Raw genomic sequence first — 21,247 nt, forward strand, 5'->3', positions numbered from 1 at the left:
GCTCACTCCACCCCGACGGCCAGAACATACGGACCGCCGCCCTGCACGACCGTCACCTCGATGTCCGGGTGGGTGCGGCTCAGGCTGGCGCGCAGCGTGTCGGCAAGCGCGTCCGGCACCTTCTCCCCCACCACCAGCGTGACGATCTCGCAGTCGTGTTCGGTGACCAACGTCTGCACCACGCGCGCCGCCACGGGCAGAGCCTCCTGGCCGTACTCGATCACCTCGCCGTCGATGCGTCCCACGACCGCACCCTTCGGGCAGGTGCCGGACGGGGTCTCGAACTCCTCCGACGCGATCGTCAGGATGCCGGTCGACAGGCTCACGAGCGCATCGTCGACTGCTGCGATCACCTCCGCACCGGCCTGCTCGGGATGTGCGACGGTGAGGGTCGCCAGGAACTCGGTCGGTCCGGTCGAGCCGGGACGCATGACGCGGATGTCCTTGTCGCGCAGCGCTTTTTCGAGCGCGTCGGCGGTGCGACCGCTACGTCGTCCGTCAGCCACGAGCAACACCTCGGCCAGTCCGGTCTCGCGGACAGCCCGAACGGCGGAAGCCCGGGCGATGCGCCCGGCGTCACCGGTCACGACCATGCGCTCGTCCTGGCGGGCCAATTCGGCCAGGCCGGGTGAATCTGCGACGGCGACGACGAGCGTCTTCGTCTCGGTGGAAACAGGTACCGGGTGACGCGCAGTGATCTCGTCCTGGAAGCGGGTCACCTCGAACCGGTGCGGACGCCCGGCGTCAGCACCCGCGTTGAGGGCTGCAGCGACATCGTCGACATGCACGTGGACCGACCACACGTCGGGTCCCCCCGCCACGACGAGGGAGTCGCCGAGCCGGTCGAGGACACCTCGCAAGCGCGAAACACGGGACTCGTCGGTCTCGGCGAGCATGAACATCACTTCGTAGCCGGGCCCCTCGATGCTCTCGCAATCGGAGTCGCGAATCGCCCCTTCGCCGGCGAGCCAGGACGGCGGTTCGCCGAGGCCCTTGATCGGCCCTGCGTCGGCCTCGACGACCCGACGCAACGAGTCGAGGAGTACCACGAATCCTGCGCCCCCGGCATCGACGACGCCGGCCTCCTTGAGCGTGGGGAGTTCGTGCGTGGTGTTGACCAGCGCGATCTCCGCGGCGCGAACTGCGCCGGTCACGACGTCCTCGAGCGAGCCGGAGGCCTGAATCGCGGCACCGTCGGCGGCGGCGCTCGCCACCGTGAGGATCGTTCCCTCGACCGGGATGCTGACGCTGCGCCAGGCATAGTCCGCTGCCCGTCGCAGCGCATCGGCGAGTTGCCTTCCGGTCATGCGCTGGTCGGGAGATTCGGTCAGCACCTCGGCCACACCGCGAGCGACCTGACTGATGATCACTCCGGAATTGCCGCGTGCGGCCATCAAGGTGGCCTGCGCGAGATCGCGCGCCGCCTGCATCAGATCAGCAGGCTGGGTGAAGGCGAGCGACCCCATCGCACCGTCGACTGTCATCAGCAGGTTGGTGCCGGTGTCGCCGTCTGGTACCGGGAAGACGTTGAGCCGGTTGATCCGCTCGGCGTAGGTGGCGAGATCGGCGCGCGCGGTGACGACCCAGCGACGCAGGGCGTCGAGGTCGAGCGTTTCCAGCGCCATCTGTCTGTCATCCTTCGTGCGTGGGCCGACCGAGCGTTCAACGCAAGGAAGATTATCCGTCGCCGCCGACAGCACGTGACGCAAGCCACCCGACTCGCCCGAATCCGCCCCGGCCGACGGCCGGTCATGTTGACTCACGTCAAGATGCCCGCGTGGAGTGAGTCGTTGACTCATCTGAATTTGCCCGCTTGGTGGGGTGGATTTTCTTGCGGCTGAGGTAGGTCGCGTTGCGCTTGGGTCGTTGTTCGACTTTGCCTCTGCGGCGGGCGAGTTCGATGAGACTGGCTTGGATCGCGTGGATCTGACGGCGTAGTTCGGCGGGGTTGATCTGGGTGGCTCGTGTGCTCAGGTCAGCGGCGTCTTGATCGGTGAGGTACTGCGGGTGGTCCCGGGTCAGGCGGTGCAGCGGGGTCGCGGCGGTGTCGTAGGTTTTGGTGACCTTGGCGCCGTTGCGAGACTTGCTGCGCAGCTTTTGTTGGGGCAGGTAGAGGTTGTCGAGTGCTGCTTGCAGGGGCCACAGTTGGTTGAGCAGGTCGAGCTCGTGGCGGGTGTCGTACCGGTAGTAACCGACCGCGCGGCGGACGCTGGACCAGTTCTTCTGCTCGACGTAGGCCTGGTCGTTGCTGTGGTGGGCCCGGCCGCGGGTCAGGGTGATACGTCGCGCGTCGCACCACTTCGCGAGGTGGTGGTTGATGAACTCGCCCCCGTTGTCGGAGTGGATTCCGTTGATGCCGAACGGGAATCGCAGGATCAGGTCGGTCAGGCCGGCGGCGACGATTCGTTCGCCTTTGGAGCGGACACTGATCGCTTCGGTCCAACCGGTCGCGATGTCGGTGGCGTCCAGGGTGTAGTGGAAGGCTCCGTTGTTGTCGCCGCCTTCGTGTGCGACCAGGTCGATCTGGAGGAAGCCGGGGACGGTTTCGTTCCATTCGTGCCAGGTCTTCATCGGGATGCTGGCCTTGAGGAGGCTGCCGGGTTTGGTCATCGACCGGCCCTTGGTCGCGATCAGGCCGGTGCGGTGTGGTTTGAGGCGGCGGTCGATCGTGGCGGGTGACATTCGTAGCAGCGCGGCCAACGTGTCAGGGGTGCAGTGCAGTTCGCCGTGGGCGATCAGCGCGGTGGTCAGGTCGGGCAGCGCAGGGTGCAGTCGCTTCCCGGTGGGGCCGTCCAGGACCACCCAGCAGGTCACCAGGGCATCGATCACGGCAGGGTCGTAGCGGTAGACCGGATCACGCTGTGCTCGGGGACGATTCGGGTCATGACCGGCGACCGCGCGGCGGAGCATCTTGCGGGCGTGGTCCCTGTGCCACCCGTTGACCGCGACCAGATGGTCCAGGATCGCTGTCTTCTCCGCCTTCGTCGCCTTCGGCCACGCCTTCACCTGCGAGACCAGGACCGCCTTGCGCTGACCCACCGTGAGCTCCATCCATCGAGGCTGCACCCCACGCGGGCATTCTGGGATGAGTCAATGACTCCACCCACGCGGGCATTTAGCGTGAGTCAACGCGCCGGTTTGGTCATGTCCGGTCGCGCCGCTATCCTTGTGAAGTTCCCACGCGAGTTCCGGTCATTGCCGTGCGCCCGCATCCCGGGAACAAGAAGATTCTTATCGACCAACTTCAGGAGATCACCGTGGCTGCCACCTGCGACGTCTGCGGCAAGGGACCCGGCTTCGGTCACAACGTCTCGCACTCGCAGCGCAAGACCAAGCGCCGCTGGAACCCGAACATCCAGCGCGTTCGCGCGCTCGTGGGCGACGCCGGCGTGACCCCGAAGCGTCTCAATGTCTGCACTTCCTGCCTGAAGGCCGGCAAGGTCACCCGCTGACCCCCGCCTTCTCGCACTGAATCAGCCGACCCCTCGGGGTCGGCTTTTTCGTGCCCGTCAACTCAACCACGTGTCGTGACGGCTAACCGGCGAAGTGGTCCCAACCGCCGCCCTGCTGGGCGCGCCCGTCGAGCGTGACGTCGCCACCTTCGACCACCTCGCCGATCGGGTACCAGCCGTCCGGCACCTTTCCCCGCGGAAAGGTCGCCAGGAGGGTGTGCTCCTCTCCCCCGGTCAGCACGCACGACCACGCGTCTTCGCCGAGCGCGATCAGGTGATTGACCAACGGACGCAGCAGTGCGCTGTCGAGATCGAGCCGGACGCCGGACGCCGTGGCGATTCGTCGGCCGTCACGGACCAAGCCGTCGCTGACGTCCATCATCGAGGTCGCCCCGGCTCGCGCAGCCTGGGGACCTGCGGCCAGGCGAGCGACCGGGCGACGGTGGAAGTCGACGAGTTCGGGGGCATGGTCCACATCGCCACGCTGCAACAGTCGCAGTCCGGCGTCGGACCGGCCGAGCAAGTCGCTCACCGCGACCACATCACCCACCCGTGCCCCGTCGCGGCGGACAGCCGGCACGTCCCGCAACTCCCCCAGCGCCGTGATGCTGACCATGCGGACACCGTCGGGAGCCGAGCTCAGATCACCGCCGAGAACAGCGACATTCTCGGCGCGACAGGCGTCCGCGATTCCTTCGTTGAGGGCGCGGCACCACTCGATCGTCGTGTCACGTCCCGCGATGAGGGAGACCACGACACCAGTGGAGGTACCGCCCATCGCGGCGATGTCGGCGAGATTCTGGACGACGACCTTGTGACCCACCTCGTGCCCGCTGCTCCAGGCGTCCAGCCAGTCACGTCCGAGCACCATGGAATCGGTGGTGACGAGTACCGACCCGGTCGGCACCCGAAGCAACGCTGTGTCATCCCCGACGCCGATCATCACCTCGTTCCGGGTGGGTAGGGTCGCAAAGATGGTGGCGAGCAGTTCCTCCTCACTCGTCTCGGCGAGCGTGCGTCCACCTGCCGGGATCATTTCGGCCCTCTCCGTTGTCGGCTCAGGTCGCACGGTAGCGTCATGGCGACAGACCGAGGATGCCCGGTAGGGCATCGAGCGAGCGGGAGAACCATGGTCCAGGCGTACATCTTGATCCAGTGCGAGGTCGGCAAGGCGCACGCGGTCGCCACCGCGGTCGCGCAGATCAACGGCGTCACGATGGCCGAGGACGTCACCGGTCCCTATGACGTCATCGCCCGGCTCGAGGCCGAGAACGTCGACGAACTCGGCAAGCTCGTCATCGCCCGCATCCAGGAAGTGCCCGGCATCACCCGCACCCTCACGTGCACCGTCGTCAAGGTCTGAGGCTCCTCGCCGCGTCGAGCGCGGCGACGTTCCTGCTCACCGCGTGCGGTTCGCCCGAAGTGTCGGTCACCAAAGCCGAGAAGGCTGCGAATCCGTTGTGCGCCAAGGTTGCCCAGCACTGGCCCCAGAAGGTGGCCGGTCAGGAACAACGCGACGTCTCGACCTCCGGCGGTACCGAGGCCGCTTGGGGTGACCCCGCGATCATCGCCCGCTGTGGCGTCACCTCGCCGGGAGCCGACGAGCACTGTGTCGACGCGAACGGCGTCGACTGGGTGTACAGCGAACTGTCGGACGGTGCAGGCTTCGTCACGTTCGGACGAGAGCCGGCGATCCAAGTGCTGGTGCCGTCCGACTACGCCGGGGACGCGATCGGCGCCTTCGCTGCGGCGGCGAAGCAGATCCCGCAGGGCAACAGGAAGTGCAGCTGACCGCTCAGCCGGCCAGTTGCCGGTAACGCAGCATCCACGCTCGAGCGACATCGGCCGCATCGGGAAGTTCAGCCGCTCGACGAATTCCACTGGCGCGCAGCGAATCTGCGAGAGCATCATCGGCGAGCACCCGCTCGAGAGCCTCCGCGAGCGCAGCCGCGTCACCCACCGGCACCAGGACGCCGGCGGAACCGACCAGGTCGGGAAGGCCACCGGTGTCGGTCACGACGCACGGCAAACCGCCGGCAAGTGCCTCCTGGACGACCAGCGAGCGAGCCTCCCACCGGCTCGGCAACGCGAGCACCGACGAGGCGGCGATGAAGCGCGGCACCTCGCGGCTCGCGCCGATGAGGTGTACCGGCAGACGCTCCGCCGAAATCCGTTGCGAGAGATACTCGGTCAGCTGCGTGTCGCCATCACCGACGATGACGAACGAGACGTTGTCATCCTTCATCCGGGCGGCGGCGTCGAGCAGTACCGGTAGGTCCTTCTGCGGTGCGATACGGCTGACGGTGAGCACCCACGCCCGATCGCCCGGAAGGCCGTACATCTGCGCGAGGTCCGCCTTGACCATCGCCGGGTCGCCCTGCCACGGGGTCAGCTCCGGCGCCGCGACCTCGCTGAGCCGAGCGTCTGCACCGAGTGAGCGCGCACGCTCCACCAGGTCACTGCTCGCCCCGGTGACCAACTGCGCACCGGCGATCTGTAGACGCTCGACCGCGGCACCGACCGTGGCCCGAGGACCGGACCCGAGGAGTGCGTTGTGCCAGGTGATCACCAACGGTGGCCGACGTCGAAGCCCCTGCAGGGCCAATGCGGCCTGCAGTCCGGCCTGGTGGCCGTGGGCGTGCACGATGTCGGCGCCCGCACACAACCGACGCAGAGCAGGCAACCCGGCCGGCAGTGAACGTCCGCTCCGCAGGACCGGCCGCAGGACAACGGAATCCGGCAACGAACCGTCGAGCCTGCCGGCACTGCCAGAAGTGGTCGCGATCGTCACCGGCGAACCCGCGGCGGAGAGTTCGCGAGCGAGGCTCGCCACGTGGCCGGCGATGCCGCCGCTCGCCTCCGCCATCACCAGCAGGACGCGCGGACCGGTCATCGGCGGATCAGCGCAGTCCGACGCGACGGTGCAGCGCGAGTTCGATCAGCTCGGTGATCAGGCTCTGGTAGTCGACACCCTCGGCGTCCCACACCCGCGGGTACATCGACGACGGCGTGAAGCCGGGCATCGTGTTGATCTCGTTGAGGGTCAACGTGCCGTCGGGCGAGTAGAACCAGTCGACACGGGCGAGCCCCTCGCAACCGGCGGCGTCGAAGGCGCGGATCGACTGCTCGCGGATTTCCTGCGCGACGGCGTCAGGCAGGTCTGCCGGGCAGGTGAGACGAGCGGAGTCGTCGAGGTACTTGGACTCGAAGTCGTAGAAAGCGTGCGTGCCCTCCGTCACGGTGATCTCGCCGATCCGCGAGGCACGGGGCAGGTCGCTTCCGCGACCTTCGAGGATGCCGCACTCGACCTCGCGGCCGTCGATCGCGGCCTCGACGAGCACCTTCGGGTCGAACCGGCGGGCCTCCTCGATGGCGGCTTCGAGCTGTTCCTGGGAGTCGACGCGGCTGACGCCGACACTGCTACCCGCGCGGGCCGGCTTGACGAACACCGGCCGGCCGAGCGCAGCGACCGGCTCCATGCACGCCGCCTTGTCGCGTTGCCACTCCTTGTCGGTGATCAGCACGTACGGGCCGACCGGCAGCCCGGCGGCACGGAAGACGACCTTCATCAGGTGCTTGTCCATCATCACTGCGGACGCCGACACCCCTGATCCGACATAACGCATGTCGGACAGTTCCATGAGGCCCTGGATGGTTCCGTCCTCACCGAACGGGCCGTGCAGCAGCGGGAAGACGACGTCGACGTCGCCCAGTTCGCGCGGCACGTCACCGGGTTCGCGCACAGTCAGCCCGCGACTCGCCGGATCGGTGCTGATCAACACCTCACTCGTGCCTTGCACGGACGGCGTGTGAGTTGCGGTGAGCTGCAACGGTTCAGGGTCGTCCGCCATCAGCACCCAACGGCCTTCGGCGGTGATGCCGATGGGCAGCACGTCGAACTTTGCGCGGTCGATGGACCGCAGCACGCTGGCAGCTGTCGCGCACGACACGACGTGCTCGGCGGAACGACCACCGAACACGAGGGCGACGACCGGCTTGCGATCGGTGGGCGCGTCGGTCGGCTGGGCTTCGGGCGCAGGCTGGGTACTCATCGCGCAGCAGCCTAGCCCGCGGACCGCCGCTCGCACGGAAGGCGCCGTCTGGGACGCTTTCGCCCATGAGCCAGCCGCACTCCCCCGCCACTCTGGTCGTCGGCCTCGGTCGCCCCGAGCGCACGCCGGGCGCTTCGGTCGGTCCGTCCGTCGAGTTCACCTCCACCTTCGTGCGGGGAGGCGACAACGCGTACGCCCGGTTCGGCAACCCGACGTGGAGCGCCTTCGAGGAGGCCATCGGTACACTCGAGGGTGGTTCGGCCCTCGCGTTCGCCAGTGGGATGGCGGCCGTGCGTGCCGCCGTCGATCTGGTTGCTCAGGGTGGAAGCGTCCTGGTGCCGCAGCACTGCTACAACGGCACGACCTCGCTGCTGCAGCAGCTGGAGGACGCCGGACGGCTCAGCGTGCGACGAGCCGACATCGCCGACACCTCGGCATACATCGACGCGATGGACCACGTCTCCATGGTGTGGTTGGAGTCGCCGACCAACCCGATGCTGGAGGTTGCCGAGCTGCCCACCTTGATCAAGGCAGCCCGCGAGTCGGGTGTGATCACGGTGTGCGACAACACGTTCGCCACCCCCCTGCTGCAGAAGCCGCTCGAGCTGGGCGCGGACCTCGTCGTCCACTCCGCCACGAAGTATCTGTCCGGCCACTCCGACCTGCTGCTCGGCGTGACGGTCACCACGAATCCCGAACTGCAGCAACGACTCTTGACTTCCCGGACGCTCGGGGGCGCCATCGCCGGCCCGATGGAGGCCTGGCTCGCGTTACGCGGCTTGCGCACCCTGCACGTGCGCTTCGAGCGCGCGTGCGACAACGCGGCGCGACTCGCGACCCGCCTCGCCGAGCACCCCGTCGTCGAACGGGTTCGCTACCCCGGCTTCGGGGCGATGATCGCCATCGAGGTACGCGGTGGTGCGGCGGCAGCGGAGAAGGTCGAGCAACAGGTCGAGGTCTGGCTGCCGGCGACCAGCCTCGGCGGCGTCGAGTCGATGGTCGAACGGCGCCGCCGGCACGCGTCCGAGCCGGTCACTGTCCCTCCGCAGTTGCTCCGCCTTTCGGTCGGCATCGAGGACGTCGAGGACCTCTGGGAGGACCTGGATCAGGCACTCAGCTCGTCTCGAGCTTCCTAGCGCGCGACATCAGCGCCGCCACGACCTCGCGGGTGCTGCGTCCCTCGTAGACGACGGCTTCGACGTTCTCCACGATCGGCACCTCGACGTCGAGCGATAGGGCGAGGTCGAGGATCGACTTACACGACTTCACGCCCTCCGCGACCTGTTTGGTGGCGGCGATCGTCTCCTGCAGCGTCTTGCCCTGCCCGAGTGCGTAACCGAAGGTTCGGTTGCGGGACAACGGCGAGGCACAGGTCGCCATCAGGTCACCCACTCCGGCGAGACCCAGGAAGGTCTGGGGATCGGCGCCCAACGCCGTGCCCAGACGGGCCGTCTCGGCGAGACCGCGCGTGATGAGGCTGGCAAGAGTGTTGTCCCCCATGCCCATTCCGGACGCCATGCCGCACGCCAACGCGATGACGTTCTTCGTCGCTCCGGCGATCTCGGTGCCGATCACGTCGCCGCCGAGGTAGGGCCGGAAGTACGGCGTGGCGCAGGCTTCGGCGACGCGAGCACGCATCCGCGGACTGGTGGACGCGACCACGGACGCTGCGGGCTGCCGCTGCGCGACCTCCTTGGCGAGGTTGGGCCCGGACACGACGACGACGCGTGCCGGGTCGATGCCGGCCGCGTCGGTGATCACCTCACTCATCCGCTTGCCGGTGTCGAGCTCGATGCCCTTCATCAAGGACACGACGGCCGCGTCCTCACCGATGTGGTCACCCCACCGGCCGAGGTTCTCGCGCAGGCTCTGCGACGGCACCGCGAGCACGACGATTTGCGCACCGTCCGTCGCCTCGGCGACATCGCTGGTAGCCCGGATGTTCTGGGGCAGAACGAGATCCGGAAGGTAGTCGACGTTCACGCGGTCGGCGTTGATGGCCGCGGCGAGCTCGGGTCGACGAGCCCACAGCATCACGTCCTGCCCGGCTTCCGCCATCACGAGAGAGAAAGCGGTCCCCCAGCTTCCACTGCCCAGAACTGCGACGCGGGTCATGAGTGTTCTCCGTCCATGTCGTTCGACCGATCAGGTGCAACCTCACCACGTGCACGCTCGAGTTGCACGGTGATCGCGTCCATCAGGCGGGCAGTCGCTTCGCGAAGCACCCCGCCGGTCATGGGAACGCCGCGCAGATCGTCGAGGTCGACGGCCGCCCCTGCATAGACCTTGATCGTCTTGCGAGGCAGCAGTTTCGGCGTGACGCCGCGGTAGGGGAACAGGACGTCCTGGGTGCCCCATATCCCGATCGGGATCAGCGGGCAGCCGGTCGACAAGGCGATTCGCGCCGCCCCGGTCTTACCGGGCATCGGCCACAGATCCTTGTGCCGGGTCAGGGTGCCCTCCGGCATTACGCAGATGCAGTCGCCGCGCTCGATCGCGTCCAGTGCCGCCTCGTAGGCGTGCACCGCCTGCGCGGACCCGCGCACGACCGGAATCTGTCCGGTGCCCGTCATCACCCGCTTGACCCGGGCATACCGAACAGCGCCGACTTCGCGAGGTAGCGGGGCGCCCGACCCTGGCTGATCAGAAACTGCGCCAGGGTGAAGCCGTCCAGGTAGGAGATGTGGTTCGCGGCGGCGACAAAACCACCGCTCTTCGGGATGTGCTCGCCGCCCTGCCAGTCGTGACGCCAGGTGCGCAGGAGCACTGGCCACAGCCCCTTGACGATGTTCTCGTACATCGGCGGGGTGTCCTCACTGATCGTGGGATGCGCCACCGGACCTCCTCGTCTGGGTGCCTGCTTGCGTGTGCGACCACATCTTCGTTACGCGTGGACGTCGATGTCGACCGGTTGGGGGCATGCATCAGGGGTCGACGCAACCAACGGCACCATCTGGGACGATGGGAGGCGTGAGCCCCACTTTGACATCCACCTGGTTTCTGGTCCTGCCGGTGAAAAACACCGAACGGGGCAAGAGTCGGCTCACCCCACCGGGCGGCGTGGCCCGCCGCGACCTCGCACTGGCGATGGCACTGGACACCATCGACGTGGTGCTGCAGGTCGTTCCGGCCGCTCAGATCGTGCTGGTGACCGACGACCCGATCGTGCGCACCAACGCCGAATCGATGGCGATCAACGTCGTCGACGACCCGGGACGAGGACTCAACCCGGCCATCGAACTCGGCCTCGCGAAGGTGGGCGAGATGGCACCGGGGGCACCGGGAGCAGTCCTGCTCGCCGACCTTCCCGCGCTGACCCCAGACGCGCTCTACGAAGCGCTACGTGCCTGTGCCGCAACAGAATCCAGCATCGTCCCCGACGAATCCGGCGACGGGACGGTGCTGCTCACGCACCACGACGCCTCACGTCTCGTCCCCCGCTTCGGCACCGGTTCGGCCGCCCGGCACAGCCGCGCCGCCAGCATCCTGCGTCCCGACCTACCGCAGCTACGCACCGACGTCGACGACACCGAGGCACTCGGACGCGCCCGCCGTCTCGGCCTGGGGCCGCGGACCCGGGGGTTGCTCGACACCGCCCCCGAGGCAGGCTGAGGAGAACCATGCAGGCCACCGTGCACCGCTTCGACCCCGACACCGCTTCGGGCAGCGTTCTGACCGACAACGGTCGCGAGATCGACTTCGGCGTAGCCGCATTCGCCAACACCTCACTGTTGCATCTGCGTCCGGGGCAACGGGTCAACATCGAGGTCGGCGCCTCCGGTATCAGCAGGATGTGGATCGAGGGCATCGGACCCGGTCAACGCATCCGCTGACCGACCGCAGACGACGGACCGGCCCCGCTCGCTTCGAGCGGGGCCGGTCTGTCGTTCGGTGCGACTACTTCTTGGCGGTCTTGCGCGTGGTCGCCTTGGTCGCGGTCTTCGCCGGAGCCTTCTTGGCGGCAGCCTTGGTCGCCGTGGTCTTCGCGGCGGTCGTCTTCTTGGCGGCGGCCTTCGTGGTGGTCTTCTTCACCGGAGCCTTCTTGGCCGCCGCCTTGGTGGTGGCCGTGGTGCCGGCGGTGCCTGCCGACGCGCGGCCGGCCGCGTTACCGGTCTTCGGCAGCGAGCTCGGCTTGGCGACGACGGCCTTGAAGCCGGTGCCCGGCTTGAACTTCGGGACGGCGGTCTTCTTGATCGGCACGGTGTCGCCGGTGCGCGGGTTACGGCCGGTGCGCGCTGCTCGGGTGACCTTCTCGAAGGTGCCGAAGCCGGTGATCGTGACCTTGTTGCCACGTGCCACCTCACGGATGATCGCGTCGAGGACGGCGTCGACAGCGTCGGTGGCCGCCTTCTTGCCGCCGAGTCGGGTCTCGATGGCGGTGATGAGATCTGCCTTGTTCACTACTGACACCCCTTCGGGTTTCGGGCGCTCCGGCGAACCGGTGGGCGTTCCTGTCCGATGCGCCGTCCGTTCTCGCACGGCTCACTACAGACGTTAGGACCCGCGAGACTCGCAGGCAACCATTCAGAGCACGCAATACGTTGCGCCACAAGGACATTCGGACGTCGACCCCGCTGCACGAGCAGCACGGTCCGAATACCTGAACGATCCAACGAACTGGCGAATTCTTCTGCACGACAACGAAACACGCCCCGATCCAAACGGATCGAGGCGTGAATCGTCGCCGCTGTCAGGGAACTTCGACAGTGGGCTTCCAACCCGGACGGGATGATTCGAATTCCTCGATGGCATGCGCGTGTCGCAGCGTGAGGCTGATGTCGTCGAGTCCCTCGAGCAAACGCCAACGGGTGTAGTCGTCCACCTCGAACGCGAACGTGTGCTCGCCGGCGGTCACTGTGCGCTCGACGAGATCCACCGTGACCTGCGTGCCCGGCTCGTTCTCCAGCAGCTTCCACAGCAGTTCGATGTCGTCCTGCGCCAGCTGTGCGGTGAGCAGTCCGGCCTTGCCGGAGTTGCCGCGGAAGATGTCGGCGAACCGTGAGCTGAGCACGACCTTGAAGCCGTAGTCCATCAACGCCCAGACCGCATGTTCACGCGACGATCCGGTGCCGAAGTCGGATCCGGCCACCAGCACCGATCCTTGCGCGAAGGACGGATTGTTCAGCACGAAGCTCTCATCGTTCCGCCACGCGGCGAACAAGCCGTCCTCGAAACCAGTACGCGTCACGCGCTTGAGGTAGACAGCCGGAATGATCTGGTCGGTGTCGACATTGCTGCGGCGCAACGGAACTCCGACGCCGGTGTGAGTCGTGAACTTGTCCATCGTCACTCCTTCAGTTCAGGTCGGCCGGGCTCGACAGGGTGCCGCGGACAGCGGTCGCGGCGGCGACCAACGGACTCACCAGGTGCGTCCGACCGCCCTTGCCCTGGCGCCCTTCGAAGTTGCGGTTCGAGGTGGAAGCGCTGCGCTCCCCGGGGCTGAGCTGGTCGGGGTTCATGCCCAGACACATCGAGCAACCCGCGAGGCGCCACTCGGCACCGGCGTCCTGGAAGACCGCGTCCAGTCCCTCGGACTCTGCCTGCAGGCGGACCCTGGCCGAGCCGGGCACCACGAGCATCCGCACACCGTCGGCGACCTTGCGACCCTTGATGACGTCGGCCGCCGCACGCAGATCCTCGATGCGCCCGTTGGTGCAGGAACCGAGGAAGACCGTGTCCACCGCGATCTGCTTCAACGGCATGCCCGGGGTCAGCCCCATGTACTCGATCGCTTTCTCCGCCGCGAAGCGCTGGTTGTCGTCGCCGATGCGATCCGGTTCCGGAACGCTCGCCGTCAACGGCAACCCCTGACCCGGGTTCGTGCCCCAGGTGACGAACGGGGCCAGGTCGGCGGCGTCCAGATCCACGACCGCGTCGAACTCGGCGTCGTCGTCGGTGCGCAGTTCACGCCAAGCCTCGACCGCGGCGTCCCAGTCGTCACCCGACGGTGCCTTGTCCCGACCCTTGAGGTACTCGAACGTGATCTCGTCCGGCGCGATCATGCCGGCGCGTGCACCGGCCTCGATCGACATGTTGCACATTGTCATTCGCGCTTCCATCGACAACGACCGGATTGCCGAGCCGCGGTACTCCAGCACATATCCCTGCCCGCCGCCGGTGCCGATCTTTGCGATGACGGCGAGAATGACGTCCTTGGCGGTGACGCCTTCGGTGAGTTCACCCTCGACGTTGATGGCCATCGTCTTGAACGGTTTCAGCGGGAGGGTCTGCGCGGCCAGCACGTGCTCGACCTCACTGGTGCCGATGCCGAACGCGAGAGCGCCGAACGCGCCGTGTGTCGAGGTGTGGCTGTCACCGCAGACGATCGTCATACCCGGCTGAGTCAGGCCCAGTTGCGGGCCGATGATGTGGACGATGCCCTGCTCGGCCGAACCCATCGGGTAGAGCTTGACGCCGAACTCCTCGCAGTTCGTGCGCAGAGTCTCGACCTGGGTGCGGCTGACGAGGTCGGTGATCGGGCCGGGGGTCGTCGGGACGTTGTGGTCCTCGGTCGCCAGCGAGAGGTCAGGCCGGCGCACCGGACGGCCGGCGAGGCGAAGTCCGTCGAAGGCCTGCGGGCTGGTGACCTCGTGCAGGAGGTGCAGGTCGATGTAGAGCAGATCCGGCTCTCCTTCGGCACGTCGTACGACGTGCTGCTCCCACACCTTCTCAGCGAGTGTGCGCCCCATGACCCACCCTTCCTACCGACTTCGCGTCAGACTCGTACCAGTTGTGATCAGCAGAATCGCCGACCGATTTTGCAAATGAGCTTGCGTCTCGCTCAATGAGACGGCAATATCATTACATGGACAACTCTAGCGGTGTCGGTGTCCTTGACAAGGCCGCCGTCGTTCTTGCGGCTCTCGAGGCAGGCCCCTCGACCCTCGCGCAACTTGTTGCGCACACCGGACTCGCCCGCCCGACGGCGCATCGACTCGCCGTCGCGCTCGAGCATCACCGTCTTGTCGCCCGCGATCTGCAGGGACGCTTCATCCTCGGACCGCGCCTGGGTGAACTTGCCTCTGCCGCAGGTGAGGACCGCCTGCTCGCCGCAGCCGGACCCGTGCTCGGCGCCCTGCGCGACCACACCCACGAGAGCGCGCAGCTCTTTCGCCGCCAGGGCGACCAGCGCATCTGCGTCGCGGCCGCCGACCGCCCGATGGGTCTGCGCGACTCGATCCCGGTCGGAGCCACCTTGTCGATGGCCGCCGGCTCGGCCGCCCAGGTACTGCTCGCCTGGGAGGAGCCGGACCGGTTGCACCGAGGCCTGCAGGGCGCGAAGTTCTCGGCGACGATGCTCTCCGGGGTCCGTCGGCGCGGCTGGGCCCAGAGCGTCGGCGAACGCGAGCCGGGGGTCGCGTCCGTGTCGGCCCCGGTGCGCAGCCCGTCCGGACGCGTCATCGCGGCCGTGTCCATCTCGGGCCCGATCGAGCGCGTGTCCCGCCAGCCAGGACGCCTGCACGCGGCGACCGTCGTGGCCGGCGCGAACAAGCTGACCGAGATCCTCGCCCGGGCACACGCCGCACAGCAGCGTCCGCGTCCGTCGTCCGACGTGGGCTGATTCGCATCGCCCGGCGATCAGTCCTCGCCGGGTGCGCGCTGGGGGTTCTTCGGCGCAAGACTCGCCAGGTACGCAGCGATCGCAGCGTCGTCCAGGTGATGCGTCTCGCGCAGACCACGGGCGATGGTGTCGAGGTAACCCTGGCTCGGCGGGTTCAGCGGCGGCCGGTGGTCGACCGGGCAGGTGAAGGTGACGACCGGGAGATCGTCGAGTTCGTCGACGACCAGGAGCCGCTCGTAGCGATCCATACCGAGTTCGTGCACCCGGTGCTGCCATAGCGGTTCGAGATCGAGATCGTCGCCGACGGTCCGGTGCATCTCCTGCGCCACGAGGTCGGAGAACTGGGCGTGCGTGATCAGATAGGCGGTGGCCAGAGCACGTCCGACGACCTCCGGGTCGTAGAACGCCACTCCCCCGCCCCAGGTCGGCGACTCCCAGGCGAAGAACACCGATCCCGGTAGCTCGATCGGACGGACATCGTGCGGCGGCGCGCAATCGCGGGAGCCTTCGTGTACGCGCTGCGCACCACGTGGCCGGCCGCCTTCGAGATAGTGCGAGAAGCGCTCGGCGGACAGGTTGGAACCGTACGCCGCGTACCAGACGAGTTCATCGTTCACGACCGACGAGGTTACCGAGACATGTCCGCTGAAATGGCGAAACCCCCTGCGATGCAGGGGGTTTCGGCTACTTGTAGCCCCGACGGGATTCGAACCCGCGCTACCGCCTTGAGAGGGCGGCGTGCTAGGCCGCTACACAACGGGGCCGCACTTCGCGCCACTTGGCACGTGAAGGAACTTTACCGGAACGGCGCCGTTTCTCCGAATCGAGAACTGCTTCTCGAAAGCTGGGGTACCAGGACTCGAACCTAGACTAACTGAACCAGAATCAGTCGTGCTGCCAATTACACCATACCCCAAGGGGGTATCGACCTACTCGCGCGTCCGGGCATTCAGCACGAACCTTCGAGTGGGGCGAACCGAGGAGCAACAGTACCGGAGCAGCGCGCCTCGCCCAAATCCGGGACGTCCCGCACCCCTGCGGATCGCCACACCACTTCCCGCCGGCCGCACCGCGACCATCAGCTCGTGCGAAGCGCGCCCGACGGTGTCGCACGACCACATACCCACCGGCTGTTCGTAGCAATCTCCACAGGGTTCGCCGACACCGCCATCCCTGGCGTTTGAGCATGGAGACCGAAGTGTCCTCGCGCCCTCCGGCCGGCAAGGTGCGCGGCACCACACTGAGCGGCCGCCGTCGTCACCCCCCACACATTCGCTCGGGCGTGGGACTGGGCAGGGTGTCCACTCCAACGCACGCAGGGAAAGTGACTCAGAGCTCGTCGCGCAGCAGCTTCAACCGGTTCATCGTCGAGGCCTTGCCGAGGATCTCCATCGACTCGAACAGCGGCGGCGAGATCTTCTGGCCCGAGACAGCGGTACGCAGCGGCCCGAAGGCCAGGCGCGGCTTCACCCCGAGCCCCTCGACGATTGCCTCACGCAGTTCCTTCTCGATGCGCTCAGCGGTCCACTCGACGCCGTCGCCGAGCGCGTCGCCGAGCGAACCACTGATCGGCTCCAGTGCATCGATCGCGGCGGACAGCACCTCCTTGGCGTTGTCCTTGAGGTCCTTGCGCGCGTCCTCGGAAATCTCCAGGTCGTCGTCCGGCACGTAGAACGGCTTCACCAGAGGCGTCGCCTCCGAGAGCAGGACTATGCGGGTCTGGACGAGTTCGGCGACCCGCTGCAGGCGTCCGAGTTCGGGCAGCGACGGGTGCGCGTCGAGCACCCCGTCGGCGTGCAGGAACGGCAGCAGACGCGACGCGAAGTCGCCCACCTCGAGTTCGCGGATGTAGTGGCCGTTCAACCAGTTCAACTTCTCCAGGTTGAAGATCGCGCCGGCCGGGTTGATCTTGCTCCAGTCGAAGCGCTCGACGAATTCCTCGAAGGTGAAGATCTCGCGCTCCGTGCCGTCTGCCTCGATGACCGGCGGGTGTCCCTGTAACGCAAGGAAGTTGACGAGCGCCTCGGGCAGGTAACCCTGCTCCTTGAACCAGGTGAGGCGAGCCCACGGGTTCTTGCGCTTGGAGATCTTGGCCTTCTTCTCGTCCCGCAGCAGCGGCATGTGCGCAAACTTCGGTGCCTCCCATCCCAGCCACTTGAACAGCAGCAGGTGCTTGGGGGTGCTGGAGATCCATTCCTGGCCGCGCACCACGTGCGTGATCTTCATCAGGTGGTCGTCGACGACGACGGCCAAGTGGTACGTGGGGAATCCGTCGGCCTTGAGGATCACCTGGTCGTCGGGCTTGGGCGCACTGGTGCGGCCCAGGATGAGGTCGTCGAAGGTGAGTTCGACATCATCGGGCACGAACATCCGGACGACCGGCGTCGAGTTGAAGCCCGGCAGTTCGGCGCGCTCTTCCTCGGTCTTGCCGTAGCAGAGGCGGTCGTAGCCGGTGGGCTGCTTCAGCTTCTGCTGACGCTCGCGCATCTCGGCGAGCCGCTCGGAGGAGCACCAGCAGTAATACGCCTTGCGATCGGCGAGCAGCTGCTCGACGTACGGCTTGTAGGTGTCCAGACGCTCGGACTGGCGGTAGGGCCCGTAGGGGCCACCCTTGTCGGGGCCTTCGTCCCAGGTGAGGTCGAGCCAGTGCAGCGTGTCGTACAACTGCTGCTCGCTGTCCTCACGGAAGCGCGCGCGGTCGGTGTCCTCGATCCGCAGGATGAACTGGCCACCCTGCTGGCGCGCGAACGCGAGGTCAAACATCGCCATGTAGGCGGTGCCGACGTGCGGGTCACCGGTGGGCGACGGGGCCACACGCAGGCGGACAGGACCGGTTTCGGAATGCTTCGTCATGGTGAGCGCCATTCTAGGCGGCTACCCGCCCCTTCGACCTCAGCCGCCGGTGCGCGCTGCTTCGAACATCGAGTCGGGCGCGAGCACGGCGATGACGGTGCCGGTCGCGCACATCGCGCCGTCCGCGGCGAGGGTGATGTCGACGACCACCTTGCGCTCCTTCACCTGCGTCGGGGTGCCACGCAGTTCGAGCTCGACCCCCATCGGTGTCGGTCCGCTCGGACATGGTGCTCCTTGGATCAGTTGACGAGCGCGAGCGAGATGGTCTCCTGCAACCAGGTGAGGAACTCGTAGTAGTACATGAGGGTCAGCCTCGGTTCTTCCAACGCCTGCTCGGAATTGAGGTCGGCGTGCAGTTTGAGGCTGTCCTCGTCGGTGCGCAGACCGAGCCGCTCCCCCAGCGCAAGGCGGACGTCCGCGAGCGCCATCATCAACGTGACCGCGTCGCCCTCGGTGAGTTCGATGCGTGACTCGCGCTCGCAGACACCCGAGAGCAGGTCGATCGCGGCGGTCAGCTTTCGGGTCTTCTGCTCGCGCAGGTTGCGTTCGGTCGCGGCACGGAACTCGGCGCTGGCCTCGGGGTCGTCCCGGTGCCCGTCGGGCAGGATGCGGCGGACGACGGGATCCCGTCCGGCCACCTCTCGAGGGTCGTACTCGTCACCGAGACCGGCCACCAGGTCGGTGAACGGGTCGCCCGTCTTCTCTGTCTCCTCGGGGGCGACCAGTTCGCGGGTCTGGTCGAGCAGGTCGATGACGACGCTGCGCTCGATGCGGTCCAGGACACCGACGAACTTCTTCCCCTTGCGGACGAACGCCTGTGCCATCACTCGTCCTTCTGGAAGGTCGCCCACAGCGAATACCCGTGCATCGCAGCGGTATCGGTCTCCATCCGCTCACGCGTGCCGTGCGAGACGACGGCGCGGCCCTCGTGGTGCACGGCCATCATCAGTTGCTCGGACTTCTCCTTGGAGTAGCCGAAGTAGGTCTGGAACACCCAGGTCACGTAAGACATCAGGTTGACCGGGTCGTTCCAGACGATGGTCACCCAGGGTTTGTCGATTTCTGTGCCGAAGTCGATCTCGACGACCTCTTCGACCTCGGGAGGAGCCACGGACACGCCTCCCACCATAGGGTGAACCGCGTGACCACGGAAAAGGATGTCGCCGCTGCTGCGAGCACGGCCCTGCTGACCGACCACTACGAGCTCACGATGCTTCAGGCCACCCTGAACAGCGGTGCCGCACACCGTCGGAGCATCTTCGAGGTGTTCGCCCGACGCCTGCCGGACGGTCGCCGTTACGGGGTCGTCGGCGGCACCGGTCGCGTCCTGGATCTCATCGAGCAGTTCCGGTTCGGGGATGCCGAACTCGAGCACCTGCGCCGCACGAAGGTCGTCGACGAGCCGACGTTGGAGTGGTTGGCGAACTACGAGTTCAAGGGCAACATCTGGGGCTATGCCGAGGGCGAGACCTTCTTCCCCGGCTCTCCTGTCTTCGTCGTGGAATCGACCTTCGCCGAGGGCGTGATCCTCGAGACACTCGTGTTGTCGATCATGAATCACGACAGTGCAATTGCCGCTGCAGCCTCCCGCATGACCGCTGCGGCCGACGGACGCCCTTGCATCGAGATGGGCTCTCGCCGCACCCACGAATGGTCTGCCGTCGCTGCTGCCCGCGCGGCGTACATCGCAGGGTTCGACACCACCTCCAACCTCGAGGCCGGACGCAGTTACGGCGTTCCCACCAAGGGCACCGCCGCACACGCGTTCACCCTCGTGCACGACGACGAACGTGAGGCCTTCCAGGCGCAGGTCGACTCCCTCGGCAAGGACACCACGCTATTGGTCGACACCTACGACGTCACCAACGCGGTGAACATCGCCGTGGAGGTGGCCGGCACCGAGCTCGGCGGTGTCCGCCTCGACTCCGGCGACCTGCTCGTGCAGGCCCGCGAGGTACGCAAGCAGCTCGACGACCTCGGCGCGACCGACACCAAGATCGTGGTCACCTCCGACCTGGACGAGTACGCGATCTCCGCGTTGCAGGCCGGGCCCGTGGACGCGTACGGCGTCGGCACCTCGCTGGTCACCGGATCGGGCGCACCGACGGCGAGCATGGTCTACAAGTTGGTGCAGCGGGAGGACGACAACGGCCAGATGGTCGGCGTCGCCAAGGCCAGCAAGGACAAGAAGTCGGTCGCGGGTCGCAAGTACGCGATGCGCCGGCTGAACACGTCCGGGATCGCGGAGGCCGAGATCATCGGCATCGGTGAGATCCCCGACGGCGACTCCAACGACCGGCACCTGATGGTGGAGTTGTTCAAGGACGGTAGGCGCGTCGACCACTCCGGGATCGAGGAGGCTCGCAAGCGGCACGAGCAGTCACGGGCCGAGCTGCCCGCCAAAGCGCTGCAGATGTCTCGCGGCGAGGCCGTCATCCCGACGATCTATCAGGACGAGTCCGCACGCTCCTGAGATCGGCCGCACCGACGTCGGATGCGTTCGGCAGCAGAGGCGAATCCCAGCCAGGAGTAACGGTTGTTCGCCCAGCACCAACCGAGCTTCGGTGCGTCGCGGCGCTCGCGTTCGCCGAGGTGTTCCCGCGCACGAGGCGATGACGCAATACCCTCGTTGTCATGACTCGCGCGCTGATCATCGTCGACGTCCAGAACGACTTCTGTGAGGGTGGTTCGCTCGCCGTGGCGGGCGGCACCCAGGTCGCGTCCGAGATTGCCGAGTACGTCAGAGCGCAGGGCGACGACTACACGACGATCGTGGCGACGGCCGACTGGCACATCGACCCTGGCACCCACTGGTCCGACTCCCCCGACTTCGTCGACAGTTGGCCGGTGCACTGCGAGGTGGGCACGGCAGGAGCCGACTTCAGGCCGGAGGTGCTGCCCGCGATCGAGCGCACCGACCGCACGTTCCGCAAGGGCGAGTACGAAGCGGCCTACAGCGGGTTCGAGGGCAAGAGCGAGGACGACGGGGCACTTGTCGACTGGCTGCGTTCGCGCGAAATCTCATCCGTGGACGTATGCGGCATTGCCACCGACTTCTGCGTCAAGGCAACCGCACTGGATGCCAAGGCCGCCGGCTTCGACACCACCGTACTGCTCGACCTCACCGCCGGCGTTTCATCCAGCACTACTGCGGACGCCTTGAGAGCGTTGCGCGACAACGAAGTCGGCCTGACCGGCACCCCCGTCGTCCGAAGCTGAACCCACCCGCCCCGGCCGCTGGTTCGGACAACCCGACACCACGTGGTCCCGTCCTCGTGTTTGTCACCGTGGTTTCGGCGTGGGCAACCTCGTCCCTCGGTTGTCCGGCT

At 67.1% G+C, this 21,247-nt stretch carries 26 protein-coding genes and 2 tRNA genes; 9 read left to right on the plus strand and 19 right to left on the minus strand.

Annotation, left to right across the window (positions count from 1 at the left end; all coding sequences use genetic code 11):
• Window positions 1-2: 2 nt before the first annotated feature.
• Both FB459_RS14220 and FB459_RS14225 read right to left on the minus strand, forming a co-directional pair.
• Window positions 3-1,625, minus strand: coding sequence for a DAK2 domain-containing protein (locus tag FB459_RS14220; RefSeq protein ID WP_170221944.1), 1,623 nt, complete (start codon window positions 1,623-1,625; stop codon window positions 3-5).
• Window positions 1,626-1,764: 139 nt separating this feature from the next.
• Window positions 1,765-3,051 carry an integrase catalytic domain-containing protein gene (locus FB459_RS14225; protein ID WP_211345110.1) on the minus strand — a complete coding sequence of 429 codons (1,287 nt, stop codon included), beginning with the start codon at window positions 3,049-3,051 and terminating at the stop codon, window positions 1,765-1,767.
• 206 nt (window positions 3,052-3,257) lie between these two features.
• On the opposite strand from FB459_RS14225, the gene rpmB reads away from it, so the two are divergent.
• A complete protein-coding gene (gene rpmB, locus FB459_RS14230; protein WP_129625701.1) occupies window positions 3,258-3,452 on the plus strand; it encodes a 50S ribosomal protein L28 in 195 nt (64 codons plus the stop codon).
• Window positions 3,453-3,534: 82 nt separating this feature from the next.
• On the opposite strand, the gene thiL is transcribed toward rpmB, so the two are convergent.
• Window positions 3,535-4,488: a thiamine-phosphate kinase gene (thiL, locus tag FB459_RS14235; protein ID WP_141928966.1), complete on the minus strand. Its 954-nt coding sequence runs from the start codon at window positions 4,486-4,488 to the stop codon at window positions 3,535-3,537.
• Window positions 4,489-4,581: 93 nt separating this feature from the next.
• On the opposite strand from thiL, the gene FB459_RS14240 reads away from it, so the two are divergent.
• Both FB459_RS14240 and FB459_RS14245 read left to right on the plus strand, forming a co-directional pair.
• On the plus strand, window positions 4,582-4,815 hold the full coding sequence (locus FB459_RS14240; protein ID WP_129625703.1) for an Lrp/AsnC family transcriptional regulator: 234 nt from the start codon (window positions 4,582-4,584) through the stop codon (window positions 4,813-4,815).
• The gene (locus FB459_RS14245) at window positions 4,794-5,243 is read left to right on the plus strand and encodes a DUF3515 family protein (protein ID WP_246092462.1); all 450 of its coding nucleotides are present in this window, start codon (window positions 4,794-4,796) and stop codon (window positions 5,241-5,243) included. The genes FB459_RS14240 and FB459_RS14245 overlap by 22 nt, the downstream gene beginning before the upstream one ends.
• Before the next feature lie 4 nt (window positions 5,244-5,247).
• On the opposite strand, the gene FB459_RS14250 is transcribed toward FB459_RS14245, so the two are convergent.
• Window positions 5,248-6,345, minus strand: coding sequence for a glycosyltransferase family 4 protein (locus FB459_RS14250; RefSeq protein WP_141928967.1), 1,098 nt, complete (start codon window positions 6,343-6,345; stop codon window positions 5,248-5,250).
• 7 nt (window positions 6,346-6,352) lie between these two features.
• Window positions 6,353-7,504, minus strand: a complete 1,152-nt coding sequence (locus FB459_RS14255) for a D-alanine--D-alanine ligase family protein (protein ID WP_129625705.1) — start codon at window positions 7,502-7,504, stop codon at window positions 6,353-6,355.
• A gap of 65 nt (window positions 7,505-7,569) precedes the next feature.
• Here FB459_RS14255 and FB459_RS14260 point away from each other — a divergent pair, with 65 nt between their 5' ends.
• Complete coding sequence (locus FB459_RS14260) at window positions 7,570-8,640, plus strand: trans-sulfuration enzyme family protein (RefSeq protein ID WP_141928968.1); 1,071 nt, start codon at window positions 7,570-7,572, stop codon at window positions 8,638-8,640.
• Here the strand turns inward: FB459_RS14260 and FB459_RS14265 are convergent.
• Genes FB459_RS14265 through FB459_RS18075 form a run of 3 tightly spaced genes read right to left on the minus strand, consistent with a single transcriptional unit; the run spans window position 8,618 to window position 10,340 of the window.
• A complete protein-coding gene (locus FB459_RS14265) occupies window positions 8,618-9,619 on the minus strand; it encodes an NAD(P)H-dependent glycerol-3-phosphate dehydrogenase (protein WP_141928969.1) in 1,002 nt (333 codons plus the stop codon). The two genes, FB459_RS14260 and FB459_RS14265, sit on opposite strands and share 23 nt — an antisense overlap.
• Window positions 9,616-10,077, minus strand: coding sequence for a lysophospholipid acyltransferase family protein (locus FB459_RS14270; RefSeq protein WP_141928970.1), 462 nt, complete (start codon window positions 10,075-10,077; stop codon window positions 9,616-9,618). Before FB459_RS14270 ends, FB459_RS14265 begins: the two co-directional genes overlap by 4 nt.
• Window positions 10,077-10,340, minus strand: a complete 264-nt coding sequence (locus FB459_RS18075) for a lysophospholipid acyltransferase family protein (protein ID WP_141928971.1) — start codon at window positions 10,338-10,340, stop codon at window positions 10,077-10,079. Before FB459_RS18075 ends, FB459_RS14270 begins: the two co-directional genes overlap by 1 nt.
• Window positions 10,341-10,474: 134 nt before the next feature.
• Between FB459_RS18075 and cofC the strand changes: the two genes are divergently transcribed.
• Entirely contained in the window at window positions 10,475-11,116 is a 642-nt protein-coding gene (gene cofC, locus FB459_RS14280) for a 2-phospho-L-lactate guanylyltransferase (protein WP_170221946.1), read from the plus strand.
• An 8-nt stretch (window positions 11,117-11,124) separates the two neighbouring features.
• The gene (locus tag FB459_RS14285) at window positions 11,125-11,337 is read left to right on the plus strand and encodes a hypothetical protein (RefSeq protein WP_141928973.1); all 213 of its coding nucleotides are present in this window, start codon (window positions 11,125-11,127) and stop codon (window positions 11,335-11,337) included.
• A 64-nt stretch (window positions 11,338-11,401) separates the two neighbouring features.
• Here the strand turns inward: FB459_RS14285 and FB459_RS14290 are convergent, their stop codons facing one another.
• The 3 genes from FB459_RS14290 to leuC form a co-directional block, all read right to left on the minus strand.
• Window positions 11,402-11,905: an HU family DNA-binding protein gene (locus tag FB459_RS14290; RefSeq protein WP_141928974.1), complete on the minus strand. Its 504-nt coding sequence runs from the start codon at window positions 11,903-11,905 to the stop codon at window positions 11,402-11,404.
• 289 nt (window positions 11,906-12,194) lie between these two features.
• Window positions 12,195-12,788 (minus strand): 3-isopropylmalate dehydratase small subunit, encoded by a 594-nt coding sequence (gene leuD / locus FB459_RS14295; protein ID WP_129625712.1) that lies wholly within the window; start codon window positions 12,786-12,788, stop codon window positions 12,195-12,197.
• A 10-nt stretch (window positions 12,789-12,798) separates the two neighbouring features.
• Window positions 12,799-14,193 carry a 3-isopropylmalate dehydratase large subunit gene (gene leuC / locus FB459_RS14300; protein ID WP_141928975.1) on the minus strand — a complete coding sequence of 465 codons (1,395 nt, stop codon included), beginning with the start codon at window positions 14,191-14,193 and terminating at the stop codon, window positions 12,799-12,801.
• A gap of 116 nt (window positions 14,194-14,309) precedes the next feature.
• Here leuC and FB459_RS14305 point away from each other — a divergent pair, with 116 nt between their 5' ends.
• Window positions 14,310-15,065 carry an IclR family transcriptional regulator gene (locus FB459_RS14305; protein ID WP_141928976.1) on the plus strand — a complete coding sequence of 252 codons (756 nt, stop codon included), beginning with the start codon at window positions 14,310-14,312 and terminating at the stop codon, window positions 15,063-15,065.
• A 17-nt stretch (window positions 15,066-15,082) separates the two neighbouring features.
• Here the strand turns inward: FB459_RS14305 and FB459_RS14310 are convergent, their stop codons facing one another.
• The 7 genes from FB459_RS14310 to clpS all read right to left on the minus strand — a co-directional run bounded on the left by FB459_RS14310 (window position 15,083) and on the right by clpS (window position 19,035).
• Window positions 15,083-15,682 (minus strand): histone deacetylase, encoded by a 600-nt coding sequence (locus FB459_RS14310; RefSeq protein WP_141928977.1) that lies wholly within the window; start codon window positions 15,680-15,682, stop codon window positions 15,083-15,085.
• Window positions 15,683-15,756: 74 nt separating this feature from the next.
• Window positions 15,757-15,829: transfer RNA gene (locus FB459_RS14315), tRNA-Glu, on the minus strand.
• Window positions 15,830-15,909: 80 nt separating this feature from the next.
• Window positions 15,910-15,981: transfer RNA gene (locus FB459_RS14320), tRNA-Gln, on the minus strand.
• A 413-nt stretch (window positions 15,982-16,394) separates the two neighbouring features.
• Window positions 16,395-17,918, minus strand: coding sequence for a glutamate--tRNA ligase (gene gltX / locus FB459_RS14325; RefSeq protein ID WP_246092463.1), 1,524 nt, complete (start codon window positions 17,916-17,918; stop codon window positions 16,395-16,397).
• A 39-nt stretch (window positions 17,919-17,957) separates the two neighbouring features.
• The gene (locus tag FB459_RS17425) at window positions 17,958-18,122 is read right to left on the minus strand and encodes a hypothetical protein (protein ID WP_170221948.1); all 165 of its coding nucleotides are present in this window, start codon (window positions 18,120-18,122) and stop codon (window positions 17,958-17,960) included.
• Window positions 18,123-18,157: 35 nt separating this feature from the next.
• Window positions 18,158-18,742, minus strand: coding sequence for a DUF2017 family protein (locus tag FB459_RS14330; protein WP_141928979.1), 585 nt, complete (start codon window positions 18,740-18,742; stop codon window positions 18,158-18,160).
• On the minus strand, window positions 18,742-19,035 hold the full coding sequence (clpS, locus tag FB459_RS17590; RefSeq protein ID WP_239701412.1) for an ATP-dependent Clp protease adapter ClpS: 294 nt from the start codon (window positions 19,033-19,035) through the stop codon (window positions 18,742-18,744). Before clpS ends, FB459_RS14330 begins: the two co-directional genes overlap by 1 nt.
• 24 nt (window positions 19,036-19,059) lie before the next feature.
• Between clpS and FB459_RS14340 the strand changes: the two genes are divergently transcribed.
• Window positions 19,060-20,391, plus strand: a complete 1,332-nt coding sequence (locus tag FB459_RS14340) for a nicotinate phosphoribosyltransferase (RefSeq protein ID WP_211345203.1) — start codon at window positions 19,060-19,062, stop codon at window positions 20,389-20,391.
• Here FB459_RS14340 and FB459_RS17915 read toward each other — a convergent pair.
• Entirely contained in the window at window positions 20,367-20,669 is a 303-nt protein-coding gene (locus FB459_RS17915) for a DUF5701 family protein (RefSeq protein WP_246092575.1), read from the minus strand. The two genes, FB459_RS14340 and FB459_RS17915, sit on opposite strands and share 25 nt — an antisense overlap.
• On the opposite strand from FB459_RS17915, the gene FB459_RS14345 reads away from it, so the two are divergent.
• On the plus strand, window positions 20,553-21,137 hold the full coding sequence (locus FB459_RS14345; protein WP_141928980.1) for an isochorismatase family protein: 585 nt from the start codon (window positions 20,553-20,555) through the stop codon (window positions 21,135-21,137). The two genes, FB459_RS17915 and FB459_RS14345, sit on opposite strands and share 117 nt — an antisense overlap.
• The last annotated feature ends 110 nt before the right edge of the window (window positions 21,138-21,247 follow it).

The sequence above is a fragment of the Yimella lutea genome, assembly GCF_006715095.1.
GTDB classification, from domain to species: domain Bacteria; phylum Actinomycetota; class Actinomycetes; order Actinomycetales; family Dermatophilaceae; genus Yimella; species Yimella lutea.

What these genes read in the sequence shown, in the direction of transcription:
- FB459_RS14240 (WP_129625703.1), top strand. Translation starts at nt 4,582, where the DNA reads ATGGTCCAGGCGTACATCTTGATCCAGTGCGAGGTCGGCAAGGCGCAC.
- FB459_RS14305 (WP_141928976.1), top strand. Translation starts at nt 14,310, where the DNA reads ATGGACAACTCTAGCGGTGTCGGTGTCCTTGACAAGGCCGCCGTCGTT.
- gltX (WP_246092463.1), bottom strand. Translation starts at nt 17,918, where the DNA reads ATGACGAAGCATTCCGAAACCGGTCCTGTCCGCCTGCGTGTGGCCCCG.
- FB459_RS14260 (WP_141928968.1), top strand. Translation starts at nt 7,570, where the DNA reads ATGAGCCAGCCGCACTCCCCCGCCACTCTGGTCGTCGGCCTCGGTCGC.
- FB459_RS14250 (WP_141928967.1), bottom strand. Translation starts at nt 6,345, where the DNA reads ATGACCGGTCCGCGCGTCCTGCTGGTGATGGCGGAGGCGAGCGGCGGC.
- FB459_RS14225 (WP_211345110.1), bottom strand. Translation starts at nt 3,051, where the DNA reads ATGGAGCTCACGGTGGGTCAGCGCAAGGCGGTCCTGGTCTCGCAGGTG.
- FB459_RS14345 (WP_141928980.1), top strand. Translation starts at nt 20,553, where the DNA reads ATGACTCGCGCGCTGATCATCGTCGACGTCCAGAACGACTTCTGTGAG.
- leuD (WP_129625712.1), bottom strand. Translation starts at nt 12,788, where the DNA reads ATGGACAAGTTCACGACTCACACCGGCGTCGGAGTTCCGTTGCGCCGC.
- FB459_RS14270 (WP_141928970.1), bottom strand. Translation starts at nt 10,077, where the DNA reads ATGACGGGCACCGGACAGATTCCGGTCGTGCGCGGGTCCGCGCAGGCG.
- FB459_RS14265 (WP_141928969.1), bottom strand. Translation starts at nt 9,619, where the DNA reads ATGACCCGCGTCGCAGTTCTGGGCAGTGGAAGCTGGGGGACCGCTTTC.
- FB459_RS14220 (WP_170221944.1), bottom strand. Translation starts at nt 1,625, where the DNA reads ATGGCGCTGGAAACGCTCGACCTCGACGCCCTGCGTCGCTGGGTCGTC.
- thiL (WP_141928966.1), bottom strand. Translation starts at nt 4,488, where the DNA reads ATGATCCCGGCAGGTGGACGCACGCTCGCCGAGACGAGTGAGGAGGAA.
- leuC (WP_141928975.1), bottom strand. Translation starts at nt 14,193, where the DNA reads ATGGGGCGCACACTCGCTGAGAAGGTGTGGGAGCAGCACGTCGTACGA.
- FB459_RS14285 (WP_141928973.1), top strand. Translation starts at nt 11,125, where the DNA reads ATGCAGGCCACCGTGCACCGCTTCGACCCCGACACCGCTTCGGGCAGC.
- FB459_RS14330 (WP_141928979.1), bottom strand. Translation starts at nt 18,742, where the DNA reads ATGGCACAGGCGTTCGTCCGCAAGGGGAAGAAGTTCGTCGGTGTCCTG.
- FB459_RS17425 (WP_170221948.1), bottom strand. Translation starts at nt 18,122, where the DNA reads ATGGGGGTCGAGCTCGAACTGCGTGGCACCCCGACGCAGGTGAAGGAG.
- FB459_RS14255 (WP_129625705.1), bottom strand. Translation starts at nt 7,504, where the DNA reads ATGAGTACCCAGCCTGCGCCCGAAGCCCAGCCGACCGACGCGCCCACC.